This window comes from Paenibacillus sp. JT31N7, from assembly GCF_059692095.1.
The window spans coordinates 108,320-121,660 of sequence record NZ_JCAUAT010000009.1 but is presented as its reverse complement, the minus strand read 5'-3'; the positions used below and the strand labels follow the sequence as shown (position 1 = coordinate 121,660).

14 protein-coding genes are annotated in these 13,341 nt (G+C 55.8%); 7 read left to right on the top strand and 7 right to left on the bottom strand.

Annotated elements, in window-relative coordinates; translation table 11 throughout:
• Positions 1–40: 40 nt before the first annotated feature.
• Complete coding sequence (locus AC58P5_RS25960; RefSeq protein ID WP_497391784.1) at positions 41–1,213, bottom strand: glycosyltransferase family 4 protein; 1,173 nt, start codon at positions 1,211–1,213, stop codon at positions 41–43.
• Positions 1,214–1,562: 349 nt separating this feature from the next.
• Between AC58P5_RS25960 and AC58P5_RS25955 the strand changes: the two genes are divergently transcribed.
• A complete protein-coding gene (locus tag AC58P5_RS25955; protein WP_497391782.1) occupies positions 1,563–2,090 on the top strand; it encodes a phosphatase PAP2 family protein in 528 nt (175 codons plus the stop codon).
• A 55-nt stretch (positions 2,091–2,145) separates the two neighbouring features.
• Positions 2,146–3,282, top strand: coding sequence for an MGDG synthase family glycosyltransferase (locus AC58P5_RS25950; protein ID WP_497391781.1), 1,137 nt, complete (start codon positions 2,146–2,148; stop codon positions 3,280–3,282).
• On the opposite strand, the gene trmB is transcribed toward AC58P5_RS25950, so the two are convergent.
• The 3 genes from trmB to AC58P5_RS25935 all read right to left on the bottom strand — a co-directional run bounded on the left by trmB (position 3,279) and on the right by AC58P5_RS25935 (position 5,037).
• Entirely contained in the window at positions 3,279–4,010 is a 732-nt protein-coding gene (trmB, locus tag AC58P5_RS25945) for a tRNA (guanosine(46)-N7)-methyltransferase TrmB (RefSeq protein WP_497391780.1), read from the bottom strand. The genes AC58P5_RS25950 and trmB overlap by 4 nt on opposite strands.
• 164 nt (positions 4,011–4,174) lie before the next feature.
• Positions 4,175–4,360 (bottom strand): hypothetical protein, encoded by a 186-nt coding sequence (locus tag AC58P5_RS25940; RefSeq protein WP_497391779.1) that lies wholly within the window; start codon positions 4,358–4,360, stop codon positions 4,175–4,177.
• Between the two features lie 116 nt (positions 4,361–4,476).
• Positions 4,477–5,037, bottom strand: coding sequence for a WGxxGxxG family protein (locus AC58P5_RS25935; RefSeq protein WP_497391778.1), 561 nt, complete (start codon positions 5,035–5,037; stop codon positions 4,477–4,479).
• A gap of 159 nt (positions 5,038–5,196) precedes the next feature.
• On the opposite strand from AC58P5_RS25935, the gene mnmL reads away from it, so the two are divergent.
• The 3 genes from mnmL to AC58P5_RS25920 are packed head-to-tail and all read left to right on the top strand — an operon-like array spanning position 5,197 to position 7,745.
• Positions 5,197–6,165 (top strand): tRNA modification radical SAM protein MnmL/YtqA, encoded by a 969-nt coding sequence (gene mnmL, locus AC58P5_RS25930; RefSeq protein WP_497391777.1) that lies wholly within the window; start codon positions 5,197–5,199, stop codon positions 6,163–6,165.
• A 12-nt stretch (positions 6,166–6,177) separates the two neighbouring features.
• A complete protein-coding gene (mnmM, locus tag AC58P5_RS25925; RefSeq protein WP_497391776.1) occupies positions 6,178–6,783 on the top strand; it encodes a tRNA 5-(aminomethyl)-2-thiouridylate-methyltransferase MnmM in 606 nt (201 codons plus the stop codon).
• Positions 6,780–7,745, top strand: a complete 966-nt coding sequence (locus AC58P5_RS25920; RefSeq protein WP_497391775.1) for a type I phosphomannose isomerase catalytic subunit — start codon at positions 6,780–6,782, stop codon at positions 7,743–7,745. The genes mnmM and AC58P5_RS25920 overlap by 4 nt, the downstream gene beginning before the upstream one ends.
• Positions 7,746–7,874: 129 nt before the next feature.
• Here AC58P5_RS25920 and AC58P5_RS25915 read toward each other — a convergent pair whose 3' ends face one another.
• Positions 7,875–8,684 carry a Cof-type HAD-IIB family hydrolase gene (locus tag AC58P5_RS25915; protein WP_497391774.1) on the bottom strand — a complete coding sequence of 270 codons (810 nt, stop codon included), beginning with the start codon at positions 8,682–8,684 and terminating at the stop codon, positions 7,875–7,877.
• Positions 8,685–8,921: 237 nt separating this feature from the next.
• Here AC58P5_RS25915 and AC58P5_RS25910 point away from each other — a divergent pair, with 237 nt between their 5' ends.
• Positions 8,922–9,899, top strand: coding sequence for a LacI family DNA-binding transcriptional regulator (locus tag AC58P5_RS25910; protein ID WP_497391773.1), 978 nt, complete (start codon positions 8,922–8,924; stop codon positions 9,897–9,899).
• Between the two features lie 352 nt (positions 9,900–10,251).
• Here the strand turns inward: AC58P5_RS25910 and AC58P5_RS25905 are convergent, their stop codons facing one another.
• On the bottom strand, positions 10,252–12,033 hold the full coding sequence (locus AC58P5_RS25905) for a B12-binding domain-containing radical SAM protein (RefSeq protein WP_497391772.1): 1,782 nt from the start codon (positions 12,031–12,033) through the stop codon (positions 10,252–10,254).
• A gap of 103 nt (positions 12,034–12,136) precedes the next feature.
• Positions 12,137–12,397 (bottom strand): hypothetical protein, encoded by a 261-nt coding sequence (locus AC58P5_RS25900; protein WP_497391771.1) that lies wholly within the window; start codon positions 12,395–12,397, stop codon positions 12,137–12,139.
• Positions 12,398–12,611: 214 nt separating this feature from the next.
• Between AC58P5_RS25900 and AC58P5_RS25895 the strand changes: the two genes are divergently transcribed.
• A complete protein-coding gene (locus tag AC58P5_RS25895; RefSeq protein ID WP_497391770.1) occupies positions 12,612–13,325 on the top strand; it encodes a stalk domain-containing protein in 714 nt (237 codons plus the stop codon).
• Positions 13,326–13,341 lie beyond the last annotated feature (16 nt).

The following is a 13,341-nucleotide window of genomic DNA, read 5'->3' as shown; positions in this document are numbered from 1 at the left end:
AGGGCCAAAACAACTTGGACGGATTGTCCCGGCGCGGCGCTTATTTCACGATGCCTGCCACTCTTCGGGCTCCGCCGCCGGCGTCTCCCGCAACCTCTCTATAACTTTCGTAGAGAGTTCCGAAAATTGAGTCCCAACTCCTGGTAAGCGCGTGCGACCGGCCCTCGAGCGCCAGTTTTCGACGCAGTTCGGGGGCTTCGTAAAGCCTTTGCACCGCCGCGGACAAAGCGGACGCATCGTCAGGCGGACAAAGCAGGCCCGTATACCCATGCCTGACGTTATCCGCCACTCCACCGGCGTTCACACCGACGACGGCCGTTCCGGACGCCATCGCCTCCAGCACCACGTTGCCGAACGTTTCCGAGGCGGACGGGAACAGGAATACGTCGGCGGCCCCGTAAAGCTCCGCCAGCTCTTTGCCCTCCACGAAGCCGCAAAAACGGACATCCGGGTACGGGGCCAATCGCTTCTCCAGCTCCGCCCGCATGGGACCGTCTCCCGCAAGGATCAGCGCGCACTTCGCGCGGAAAGCTTCGGGCAGATTTGCGAAGGCGCGTACCAGCGCATCCAAACCTTTTTCGGGCGCGAGGCGTCCTACATAAAGTAATACGAATTTGCCTGGCAAAAGGTTGTGCTTATGCAAAACTTTCCTTCTGTCCGTATGAGGGCGGAATTCGTCCGTATCGATGCCCCGCCCCCATAGTTCGGTACCCGTCAGCCCTTTTGTATGGAGTATTTTACCGGTCGAGGGCGAAGGTACATATACTTTTACACAGTTTTGGTGAAACCAAAGCAGATATTTCCAAAGCATCGGTTCCATCCATTGGAGCCGGTAATGCGCCAAATACTGGTCGAAATGCGTGTGGTAGGAGGCGACCAGGGGGATCCGGTGCTTTTTCCCGTAGTGAAGGCCCGTCAGGCCGAGGTTAAACGGCGTAGCCAGATGGATGAGGGTCGGACGGAATTCCTTAAGCATCCTCCCGATTAGCAGGGGATTGGGTATCGCCATTCTGCAATCCGGATACAATGAGAAAGGAATGCTGTAAAATCGTTCCACACTCCGGATGCCCGAGACTCCGGCCTCCCCGGCCGCAGGCGCAAATACCCGGCACACCGCCCCGCGGGATTCCAGATACCGGACCCAGCGTCCCAGCGTTTTGGCGACACCGTTGACATCGGGAAGAAACGTATCCGTAAACAACGCGACTCTCATAAAAACAGCCCTCCGTTTCCACAGCTCGGATGAACCCACCCGGAGCCGCAGACCGATACGCTCCGAGAAGTTTCTCTTCTCGATTGTATAGGGCGTTTGTTAACGAGAGAGCTTTGAAAAGTCATAACCCGGTTAATAACTTGTAAATATCTCGCGGCCGCCTCCGTTGATACTGCGCTAACAAAATGATTTTATACTGAAGGTGCCCGAGGGAATCCCTCGTCAAAATAAGAAACGAAGAAACTCCATGTAAAAATTAAACCTTTCTTAAGAATTAGCACTCGTTCTCGTTAAGAATTAACAGGTACACTAGCACTACCGTTAGCTATCAGGGGAAGGAGGCATCATCATGAGCAAAGTCGTTCATTGGATGCACCGGCACGAAACACGCATGTTTCTCTATGTCAACCAGCGTTTCCGGCACACCATACTGGACGGAATCCTCGGGACGCTTACTCATCTCGGCGGAGCTACGGCGACCATTGCGGTCACACTGCTCCTGTCCCTATTCGGAAAAGGAATCTGGCAGATTGCCGGCATTCAGGCGCTCGCCGCCCTTGCGGTCAGCCATATTCCGGTAGCCGTCGTCAAGAAGCTGTATCCTCGCAGACGCCCGTATCTGGTTGTGCCCAATACGAGAACCGGCCGAAATCCGCTGCAGGACCACAGCTTTCCGTCCGGCCATACGACCGCCATCTTCTCTGTGATCGTCCCGTTCGTGGCCCACATGCCCGCTCTCGGTTTCGTCCTTATTCCGCTCGCCCTGCTGATCGCCCTGTCGCGCATGTACCTCGGACTTCATTATCCCAGCGACTGCCTGGCCGGAGCGGTAATCGGCTCGGGAGCGGCTGCTGCCTCCGTTGCGCTGTGGCCTTAAATTGAGTATGGTAAGAGGATGGAAATTCATGGATACGAAGGAAAGGTGAATAGACTTGCGCAAAAAAAGAGTACTGCTGTTATCCGAAGGCTTCGGTGCCGGACATACCCAGGCCGCTTACGCCCTTTCCGAAAATATGCGGCAGCTGTATCCAGGCATCCAGACGCGCGTTCTGGAACTCGGCGCTTTCCTTCACCCCACGTTAGCCAGATGGATTTTTTCCGCCTATCGCAAAACACTTCACTCCCAGCCGAAATTATACGGAAAGCTTTATCGCTTCCAATACAAAAAATCATTGAATCCCCTCACGCAAATGGCGCTTCACCGGATCTTCTACGCCCAGACGGCCCAGATCATTACCCAGCTGCGTCCCGACGCTATCGTCTGCACGCACCCGTTCCCGAGCATCGTCGTGTCCCGTCTGAAACGGGCGGGGCTGTCTGTGCCTTTATGCACGGTCATAACGGACTATGACGTGCACGGCACCTGGATTTCGCCGGAAGTCAACAAATATCTCGTGTCTTCCGACAAAGTCAAAACAAAACTGCTCCACCGCGGAGTGACCGGCGACAAGATCGAAATCACCGGCATTCCGGTGCATCCAGGTTTCCGTCAGCCTCACGACAAGGCGGAAATCCGCCGCCGGTTCGGGCTGGCCTCCATTCCTACGGTGCTCGTCATGGGAGGCGGCTGGGGACTCATCGGGGGCGACACCATTCTTGACGAAATGCTCCGCTGGCGCGACCGGGTGCAGCTTATTTTCTGCTTCGGAAGCAATCAGAAGGCATTGGCGAAATGCCAGGAGGACCCCCGCTTCCTTCATCCTCACGTCAAGCTGCTCGGCTTTACGAACGAAGTCGACAAGCTGATGGAAGTCTCGGATCTGCTGGTGACCAAACCCGGCGGAATGACCTGTACGGAAGGACTGGCCAAAGGCATTCCGATGCTTTTCCACAAGCCTATACCGGGGCAGGAAGAAGAAAACCTGCTTTTCTTTACGGAAAACGGCTTCGGGGAATCCATCTTGTCGGAAGAAACCATCCGCTTGTGGTTCAAAGGTTTATCGGAACGCGGAAACGAAATGCGGCGGATGCGGGAAGACATCCGGGAAAGCTGCCGCAGTATGTTCCAAACGGACTATTCCCAGGTCATCATGACGCTTATACACAAAGAAGAACAGCAGTCCGTCTAGGACTGCTGTTCTTCTTTAAGGCGTTCCACATGCTCGGCAAGCGCCCGGGACCCGAGCACCACCTCAACGCGGTGGATGTTCATGCCCTGTTTGGCGAATTTTGTTTCGTACTCCGTCATCACGTGATCCGGATTGAATCCTTCCTCGAAGCCGCCGTGCAGATCGAGGGAGATGTTCCGCATTCTCAAATCCATGTCCGCAAAAGAATTCAGCGAGAATTCGAACAAGGATCTGGAATCGGTTTTGAAATGAATTTCGCCGCGCTCGTTCAGCGCGTGTTTGTATTTATGCACAAAGCCCGCATGAGTCAGGCGGCGTCTGGCGTGTTTCTTCTTAGGCCAAGGATCGCTGAAGTTCAAATAAATCCGCTCCAGTTCGTTCTCGTCGAACACTTCCTCCAGCCTTTCGATGTTGAACAGCGCCAGCCGGATATTGTCCAGCGACACATCCACGGCCGATTCTTCAATGCCGTGAGCGATCCGGACTTTCTCGCTGGCTCTGCGAATCAGTTCATCGTACATATCTACCCCGATAAAGTTGATCCCGGGATTGCGCCGGCTCATTTCGCTGATGAACTGGCCCTTGCCCATTCCGAGCTCCACATGAACCGGATTGCCGTTCCCGAACACTTCCGCCCACTTTCCTTTATATAAAGCCGGTTCCAAAACAATGAGATCGCGCTGCTTCTCGATTGCTTCCCGGATGCCTTTTCTTCCTCTTAAACGCATTTCTTACCTCCCCTAATCCTTATCCGGTCACCTGCAGCCATTCCCTGTGGGACACGGAAACATGCTTCAAATAATAGACGATTCCCCTGGAAAATGCAAAGGAAAATAAGCATCCGGCAAGCACCGGAAACGTTAAAATTCAACGCTCTATCCGGCCGAAAGCGTCAGCGGTTAAACAAAACCGCCTCCAATTCCCGGCGTACTTTGCGGCGCGCTTCGGCCGCGGACCGGGCATCGTAAGCAAAATTTGCGGTTCCGGCCAGGATCATGGCTTCTTTCGGCGTAAGCTCCATCGTGATTCCTGTGGTTTCCTGTCTCTGAAGGTCTCCGCTGCGAGTCAGAGTCAGCATTTCTTTTCACCTCCGGTCTATGAATGACGAATCCATCACTAAAGCATCGGGTTGCCTGAATACCCGAAGACGGGAAAGGACATCTCCGAAAGAGATGTCCTTCTGCTTCCCGTGGATTAACGGTTGTGAATTTCGTTCTCTCTTTTGTTGCGTCCGCCAAGACCGGCCAGACCGACCAGGCCGAGAAGACCGAGCCAGCCCCAGTCCATATCGTTGCGGGTCGTTCCGTACGTACGGTAAGTGGACGTGTCGTAAGCACCGCGGTTGTTAGTACCGGTTGTGCTCATGCGGTCCATCATGCGGTTGCCGTTAGTACCGGTAGTGCCCGTAGTACCGTACGTGCCCGTGTTGCCGTTGGTGCCTGTGCCGTAGGCGTTCACGCCGTTAGCCGCACCGTTGGCCGCACCGCTGACAGCTCCGCCCACACCGCCGGTTACGGCGCCGGCTGCACCGGATACAACACCGCGGCCGGTGTTGTACGCCTGGTTAAGCTGGTTGCCGATCGTACCGTTCGGGTTGGTACCGTTCATGGTTGTCCCCGGAGTCGTCGTGCCGGTCGCCGTCGTGTTGGTCGTTCCTGTTGTAGAACCTGTTCCCATCGTGTTGGCGTGCGCGGCACCCACCGCAAGCATAGAAGTCAGGGCAACAGCAAGCGTAGCATAGCGAAGCTTTTTCATGGACAGTCCCCTTTCAAAGCAGTTGTTTTATTGCTCCCTTAGGATGTCCGGGCCGGGATGCTTTAAACGGGGTACATACTGGCAGAGGAAGGGATGCATTCCCTTTTGTTTTGGGCTACAATAGGAAAAGTCAGATTGAAAAAGGAGTACTGAAAACTCATGAACGCAATTACAACCGAGCCTCTCTTGTGGGGGGATAAACGGTTTCATACATGGAATTACGAGATGCGCAGGCAGTTCGGCGAGAAAGTATTTAAAGTCATGCTGGACGCGGGTTTCACATGCCCGAACAGGGACGGCAAAATCGCTACCGGAGGCTGCACGTTCTGCAGCGCAAGGGGGTCCGGCGACTTTGCGGGGAGACGCCGCGACGACCTGGTGACGCAGTTTAACACGATCCGGGACCGCCAACACCAGAAATGGCCGGATGCGAAATACATTGGCTATTTTCAAGCCTACACCAACACTTACGCGCCCGTGGACGAGCTGCGGGAGTATTATGAAGTCATTCTTCAGCAGCCCGGCGTTGTAGGGCTCTCCATCGCCACGCGGCCGGACTGTCTGCCCGACGATGTCGTGGAATATCTGGCCGAGCTTAATGAGCGCACCTACCTGTGGGTCGAAATGGGCCTTCAGACCATTCACGAAAGCACGTCTACCCTCATTAACCGGGCCCATGATACGGAGTGCTACACGGAAGCGGTCGCGAAGCTGAGAAAACACAACATCCGGACGTGTGCGCATATTATTTACGGACTGCCGCAGGAAACGGATGATATGATGATCGAGACCGGAAAAGCCGTCGCCGCCATGGATGTGCAGGGCATCAAAATCCATCTGCTCCACCTGATGCGCAAAACGCCGATGGTGAAGCAGTACGAAGCGGGCCTGCTGCGCTTCCTGGAGCAGGACGAATACATCAAGCTCATCGTCGATACGCTCGAACTTCTTCCGCCGGAAATGATCGTACACCGGCTGACCGGCGATGCGCCGCGCGATCTGCTCATAGGGCCTATGTGGAGCCTGAAGAAGTGGGAAGTGCTCAACGCGATCGACGCCGAGCTGAAGCGCCGGGATACTTGGCAGGGGAAGCTCTGGACGCCCGTGTCCCCCGCCGGACAGATTTAAGCGGAGGCCGCCATGGGATTTCTCTCCATTCTGAGCTGTGCGCATAAATGGATCGAGGAACGTGTCCGTCCCGGAGATACGGTGATAGACGCCACCGTAGGCAACGGAGTGGACACCCTCTTCCTCGCCAGGCTCGTCGGCAGCCGCGGACGCGTGTACGGCTTCGACGTCCAGCCGCAGGCGCTGGAAACGGCCCGGACGCGGCTGGAACGCGAGCCGGCCAATGCAGGCGGCGCGCAGCGGGTCTCGCTTCTGCTGCGTAGCCACGCCGAAATGGCGGACGCCGTCCCGGACGACTGCCTGGGACGGACGGCCGCCGTCATGTTCAACCTCGGGTATCTGCCCGGCGCAGACCCCGGGGTTATTACCGTGCCGGCTTCCACGCTGCCCGCGCTGGAAGCCGCGCTCCTTCTCCTGCGCGAAGGGGGCATCCTCACTATCGCCCTGTATCCGGGACACGATGGCGGGGCTTCCGAGGCGCAGGCGGTCGAAAGCTGGGCCGCCGGGCTTCCGCAGGAGAAATGGAGCGTGCTCTGCTACCGGTTTATCAACAGTGCGGCACGGTCGCCTTACCTGATTGGTATAGAGAAAAAGAAACCGAGAGGAGTACTGAAATGAAACCTTACCCGATTCATTTTCAACCCGATTTTAAACACCGTGTATGGGGCGGCCGCGCCCTGGAGGAATTCGGCTACGAGATTCCCGAAGGCCATGTCGGCGAAGGCTGGATGATCGCGGATCACGCGAACGGCACCTCTACCGTTACAAATGGAGAACTGAAAGGGCTCGGACTGGACGAAGTCCGGGAAAAGCTGGGTGCCGAATGGTTCGGTACGAAAGGCGCTTCCGCCGGAAACGGACGATTTCCTCTGCTCGTCAAGCTGCTTGACTGCAACGACGATCTGTCCGTTCAGGTACACCCCGGCAATGACTATGAGAACCTCGCACAGGGCGAGCTTGGTAAAACCGAAATGTGGTATGTGCTGGACGCCAAACCGGGAGCCAAGATCATCTACGGGCTGAAGGACGGAATCACGCGTTCCGAATTCGAAGCGGCCGTTCAAGAGGACCGCATTCTGGACACCATGTTGTCCGTAGAAGCCGAGAAGGGCGACAGCTTCTATATTCCTTCGGGTACGGTCCATGCGCTGGGCTCCGGCGTGCTGGTAGCGGAAATCCAGCAAAACTCGGACACGACTTACCGCCTGTACGATTATAACCGCCCCGGACTCGACGGCAAGCCGCGGGAGCTTCATATCGAAGACTCTTTGAACGTCATCGCCTTCGGGAAGGCCGGCGCTACTTTCATGAAAACGATGGACGCTGCGCCGAACGAATGGCTGGAATTGGCCGCTTCGCCTTATTTCGTAGTGGAAAAAGGCGTCGTAAACGCTCCGTGGAACCTGTCCACGACACCGGAAAGCTTTACGCTGCTGATTGCCTGCGAAGGCAGCGGCTCCCTGGAATGGGCGGACGGCTCCCTGGCGATGAAGCCGGGCGACTGCTTCCTGCTGCCGGCCACGCTGGGCAGCTACACGCTCAGCGGCAGCCAGACGGTGCTGCGTTCCTACCTGCCTTAAGCTAAGCCGGGCGTTAAGCTCCCAGCCTACAAGCAAGCCTCTCCGGCTTTGCATAAAAAAGCCTTCTTCCCTCCGTGCCGGTGCACGTGAAGGAAGAAGGCTTTTTAACGTTGTACGAGACAGACGGTCTCAACGGGCATGCTCGCCCAGTCCTTCAAGGACCTCTTCGGGAAGCAGACCAACCCGGACGAGCCCCTTCAGGATGCCGTCTTCGGAGCACGAGTCCGTGACCAGGTCAGCCGCGGCTTTCGCTTCCGGAGCCGCGTTGCCCATCGCGATTCCCGTTCCTACGCTGGTCAGCATCTGAATATCGTTCAGCCCGTCGCCGAAAGCGTAACAATTCTCGTTCGGAATTCCGACGGCTTTGAGCATTTCCTGAATGCCGATCGCTTTGGAGCTTCCGGCAGGCAGAACGTCGAGAGCATGCTCGTGCCAGCGGATGAACTGAAAATGCGGATACCGCTCCGCGTATATTTTCTCGGCTTCGGCGTCGCAGAATAAATGTCCCTGAAATACCGCAGAATGTTTGTAAAACTCCGGATCGGCTTCCGGACACGGCAGCTTCAAGTTATCGTAGCTTTCCTTCACATGCGGATGCGAGCTGCTTACGCGGGTCTCGGGGTGGCCGCAGTAAGCCAGGGGATGGCCCTGCTCGTCCGCCGCTCGGACCAGTTCCGCAAGCTTCGCGGGGTCCATCGGATTCGTATAAATTTCACGGCCTTCGAACAGGACGTACTGTCCGTTAATGGATACGTAGGACGAAATGCCGAGCTCTTCCCTCACGTCTTTGAACATGGACGGTACGCGGCCTGTCGCTATGGCCGTATATACGCCCCGTTCCTGCAGCAGTCTGACGGCTTTGCGGGTGGATGCGGGAATCTCTTTATTTTCATCCAGCAATGTTCCGTCGATATCAAAAAATACGATAGCTCTCTCCATCTCTCTGTACCCCTTCCGGTATAAGTGTGTTCTAAAAATCTGCCGAGGTATCAAGGTCTTGATCGGAAGCCCTCCGCCTCGTCCGTAACGCCCCGGAGGTTACGCCGGACGGGGACATGAAGGCTTGCGAATTAAGCGTAAAGTATGAAATGCTTTTCACGTCAAGTCTCTTGCCCGAAATTTTTGACGCGGATGATCGGGCTGCTTTAAACTGAGGACAGAAAGGAGGCCGGACCAATGCCCAACATCAAGGACATTGCCAGACTGGCCGGAGTCTCCGTAGCGACCGTTTCCCGCGTGCTCAACGACCATCCTTACGTCAGCGAAGCCAAACGCGCGGCTGTACAGGAAGTCGTACACCGCCTTAACTATTCCCGCAATGTAAATGCGGTTCATCTCATCACCGGCAAAACGAACATGGTCGGGGTAGTCATCCCCTACCTTAATCTGCCCTACTTCAACAGCATTATGGAAGGAATCGCGCAGGAGGCGCTTGAAGCCAACGTGCATCTGCTCGTCAGCCAGACGAACTATGCGGCGGATAAAGAGACCGAGCTGCTGAACATGCTGAAAATTAAACAGATCGACGGACTGCTGATCTGTTCCCGGTCCCTGGAGTGGGAAGTCATCGAGGCTTACTCGCAGTTCGGACCGATCATTGCCTGCGAATATATCGAAAGCGACCGGATCTCGTCCGTACATATCGACCATTACGGCAGCTTCCGGCTGGCTATGCAGCTTCTTCTGGAAAAAGGGCATACCCGCATCGGCTACTGCCTGGGGCGGGGACACAGCTTTAACAGCCGGAACCGCAGACGCGCTTTTGCCGACGCCCTCTCTTCGGCGGGTGTTCCCGTCCGGGAGGAGTGGATGTTCTACCAGATCTACTCCATCGAAGACGGAGCGGAGGTAGTCCACAGCATCCTGGACATGGAGGAGCGTCCGACCGCTCTGCTCGTGGCGGGGGACCAGGTTGCCGCCGGCATCATCAGCGAGGCGGTCAAAAACGGCCTCCGCATACCGGAGGATCTGGCGATCGTCTCTTTCGACAACCACCCGATTTCGCAGTTGTTCGATATCACCACCATCGATAACCGGCTCGTTGAAATCGGGCGGACGGCCTTCTCCCTGCTGCTGAAGCGGCTGCAGGACCCCTCCGGCCCCGTGGAACACCGGGAGCTGCCCTTCCGACTCATCGAACGCGCGACCGTGTAGCGGCTTTAAGGAGTCGGTGTTTGGCACGGAGGGGCGGGGGCGTGTCGCTGGCAGCCGTCTTGCGGCGCTTCCGCGCGGCGGGCGTCCCGGCAGCGCCGCAGGTTGCGCAGGCTGCCGCAGGCCGCCCGAGGGCGAAGTTGCCGCGCATCGTGCGGCTTCGTCCCCGGCGGCTGGTCGCGGCCCTGAACCGGCCTCTATCGCCCGGCCGCGTAAGGTCCTCTAACATCGGAGGCACGATGAATCCGGTAAAAGGAACCGAGCGCATCGCCGTCACTGTGAGCACATGCGCAAACAAAAAAAGGCTCCCGCCCCCCTATAACGAGGGGCGGGAGCCTTTCTGCCGTGCGCCTGCTCAGCTCCGGGCAGACGCGGACGCCGCCGATGCGCGGCCGAGCGGCATCGAATACACGGACGGACGGCCGCCCGCTTCCGGCCGGTACACGGCCAGCAGCAGCGATTCCGCCGACGTGTCGAGCGAGCCGTCCTGCATGTAGCGCTGCAGGTCGAACGGAAGCACTTCGATGACGGCATGCTTGTGCAGTTCCTTTTCGCCCATACGCAGCTCGCTGAAATTGCCGGAAACTTCATCCGGACGATCCGCGGCTCTTTTTAAATAATCGCTTTGTCCGGCTTTGTCCAACTTGAAATCCCACCAGATTTTACGCGGCTTGTATTTGTGATTCAGGAAATAATCGAGCTTCATCAGCCCTTCGATGACGTCCATCCGCTTCGTGCCCCGCCAGGTGAGGAAAGCATGCAGCCGGGTGAACAAATCTTCCAGCTGGTGGCCGATTTTCTGCCAGCCTCTTTCCTCCCAGTAATCGCCGAACTCCTGGAAGAAATCGAAAGCCGACGGAAATTCCGAGGCAATCAAGTAGTTCACGGTATGATCGGTACGGTGGGCGTTCCAGTATTTCTCCAGCACGTCTTCCACGCGCTTGATCCGGATCAGATCGGTAAAAGGCAAAATATCATTGCCCAGGATCTCATAAGGCGCCTGATCCATAAAAATGTAGCCGTACTTGGCGGCATCGATACGCAGACCGGTTCCCCGGAGCATTTTCAGGAATCCGAGCTGAAGCTCTTCGGGACCCAGCGCGAACACGTCGTTGAACGTTTTGCGGAAGGAGTCGTAGTTCTCCTCGGGAAGGCCGGCGATCAAATCCAGATGCTGATCGATTTTGCCGCTTTCCTTCACCTTCGTCACCGTGCGGGTAAGCTTGGCGAAATTTTGGCGCCGCTTCACCAGATTGTTCGTCTCGTCATTGGTAGACTGGACGCCGATTTCGAAGCGGAAAATTCCCGGAGGGGCATTTTCGGCTAGGAAATCCAGCACTTCGGGCCTCATAATATCGGCCGTGATCTCGAACTGGAACACGCAACCCTGATGATTGTCAATCAAGAACCGGAAAATTTCCAGGGCATAATCCCGCTTAATGTTAAAAGTCCGGTCGACAAACTTAATGAGTTTGGCTCCGTTCGCAATGAGATACAGGATTTCGGATTTCGTCCGCTCCATATCAAAATACCGAACCCCCACTTCGATAGAGGACAGGCAGAACTGGCACGAAAACGGGCAGCCCCGGCTCGTTTCGAAATAAACGACCCGGTTCCCGAGGTCCTTAAGATCTTCTTCGAAACGGTGCGGAGAAGGAATTTCATTCAAGTCCAGCTTCGGACGGCCGGGGGTCAAAATAATTTCCTCCCCTTTGCGGTAAGCAATGCCGTACACGAAATGAAACTTCCGCGTGGTCGAAAGCTCCTGGAGGAAATGCTTGAACGTCTCCTCCCCTTCGCCCATCACGATGAAATCCACTTCAGGGACGGTTCGCATCCATTCCTCCGTATCGTAGGACACTTCCGGTCCACCGAGTACGATCGTCAGATCGGGACGGATTTTTTTGATCATGCGGATGACGCGGAGCGTTTCTTCAATGTTCCAGATGTAGCAGGAAAACCCGAGCACGTCGGGATTTTTGCCGTATAGGTCCGAAACGATGTTCATCGCCGGATCTTTGATCGTGTATTCCACGATATCAATCGGAAATTCGGGCTCGCTGAATGCCTTCAGGTACCGCAGAGCCAGCGAAGTATGAATGTATTTGGCGTTCAATGTGGCAAGAACGATATTCATGGTCGTTAACAACCTCTTTTATCAATAAAATCAAGGATCGTTCTTATTCTACACGAACCCCGCCGAGTTGACAAAGCGGACGGAAGCGCAAGCGGGCTCCTCCTCAGCGCAGCGTGTCGAATTCCGGCTCTGCGTCCTCCCATTCGGTCCCTGCCCCGGAAGACCAGGAAGGAAACTGATCGGCCGCGGGCAGGGCGGGCACATCGCCATACACGTTTCTCCACCGCTCGGCCTGTTCCATCAACTGCCGCTCCACCTGTTCCTTGCGCTGCATAAGTTCGACGGGGTCCCCCGCCTCCTGCTGAATCGCCTTGCGGATGCTGGTATGCTCCTGCAGCCATTGAGTAAGCTGATACAAAATCACGGGTTTTTCCTCCTTTTAAAGCGCTATCATTTACGTATCAGGTTGCCCTTTTAGGCGTCGGCTCATACCGTTTGGAGAAACTGCAAATCGAGAAGATTACATATTTTTCTTTTATTGAAACATTTCCCCTGTTCATGCAGTCTAAAGTTTCATAGCGGCCGGACCGAGTTCACGGATAAACCAGACGGACCGAAAATTCAGGAGGGATTCGTTTATGAAAAGCAAAAAGCCGGTTCTTTATTTAACGGGAGGCATTCTGATCGGAACGCTCGTCTCCCAGACAGATGTGTGGGCCAAGCCTGTAACCGACTACTTTCTACAAGCGGCGACCTATCCGGTAGTAGTTGACGGGGAGACTTACCAATCTCCCGATCTGCCCCTGCTTAACTACGAGGGAAGCACCTATATCCCCCTCAAAGCACTAGGGGATTTGCTCGGGTCTTCCGTAATCTGGAACGATTCGCTCAAACAGGCGGAGATTATCAAAACCAAGCCATCCTCTACAAAAGGAGATCTCTCCGTCGCGACCAAAGATTATTACGGCGCCGTGGAACGTTGGACGTTTGACACCCTTTATCAGCCGGGTAAAGGAACCTTGGATGAGAAGGGCCGCGGAGAACTGTTGAAACAGCTCGAAACCGTCTACGGACCGAATCTGGCCGCCCGCTTTTTCGACTACGGCTATATGAAAGAAAGCGACGGCAGCTATCTCTCGCGTCCGGGGGACCACCTCCCCCTGTGGAAGCTGGACCGCAACATTACCGCCACCCATGAGATCGCAGGCGGGAAAACCATCGTTACCATTAAGGGGGAAATCGAATATAACCTGGACGGAAAGACATTCACCGACCGGTACAAACAGCAGTATACAATCGATCCCCTTACGTTAAAGATTATCGATATCGCTTATCTGGCTCTTCCGATCTGAATGTTATGATCCCTTT

What these genes read in the sequence shown, in the direction of transcription:
- AC58P5_RS25960 (WP_497391784.1), bottom strand. Translation starts at nt 1,213, where the DNA reads ATGAGAGTCGCGTTGTTTACGGATACGTTTCTTCCCGATGTCAACGGT.
- AC58P5_RS25955 (WP_497391782.1), top strand. Translation starts at nt 1,563, where the DNA reads ATGAGCAAAGTCGTTCATTGGATGCACCGGCACGAAACACGCATGTTT.
- trmB (WP_497391780.1), bottom strand. Translation starts at nt 4,010, where the DNA reads ATGCGTTTAAGAGGAAGAAAAGGCATCCGGGAAGCAATCGAGAAGCAG.
- AC58P5_RS25940 (WP_497391779.1), bottom strand. Translation starts at nt 4,360, where the DNA reads ATGCTGACTCTGACTCGCAGCGGAGACCTTCAGAGACAGGAAACCACA.
- AC58P5_RS25935 (WP_497391778.1), bottom strand. Translation starts at nt 5,037, where the DNA reads ATGAAAAAGCTTCGCTATGCTACGCTTGCTGTTGCCCTGACTTCTATG.
- mnmL (WP_497391777.1), top strand. Translation starts at nt 5,197, where the DNA reads ATGAACGCAATTACAACCGAGCCTCTCTTGTGGGGGGATAAACGGTTT.
- mnmM (WP_497391776.1), top strand. Translation starts at nt 6,178, where the DNA reads ATGGGATTTCTCTCCATTCTGAGCTGTGCGCATAAATGGATCGAGGAA.
- AC58P5_RS25920 (WP_497391775.1), top strand. Translation starts at nt 6,780, where the DNA reads ATGAAACCTTACCCGATTCATTTTCAACCCGATTTTAAACACCGTGTA.
- AC58P5_RS25915 (WP_497391774.1), bottom strand. Translation starts at nt 8,684, where the DNA reads ATGGAGAGAGCTATCGTATTTTTTGATATCGACGGAACATTGCTGGAT.
- AC58P5_RS25910 (WP_497391773.1), top strand. Translation starts at nt 8,922, where the DNA reads ATGCCCAACATCAAGGACATTGCCAGACTGGCCGGAGTCTCCGTAGCG.
- AC58P5_RS25905 (WP_497391772.1), bottom strand. Translation starts at nt 12,033, where the DNA reads ATGAATATCGTTCTTGCCACATTGAACGCCAAATACATTCATACTTCG.
- AC58P5_RS25895 (WP_497391770.1), top strand. Translation starts at nt 12,612, where the DNA reads ATGAAAAGCAAAAAGCCGGTTCTTTATTTAACGGGAGGCATTCTGATC.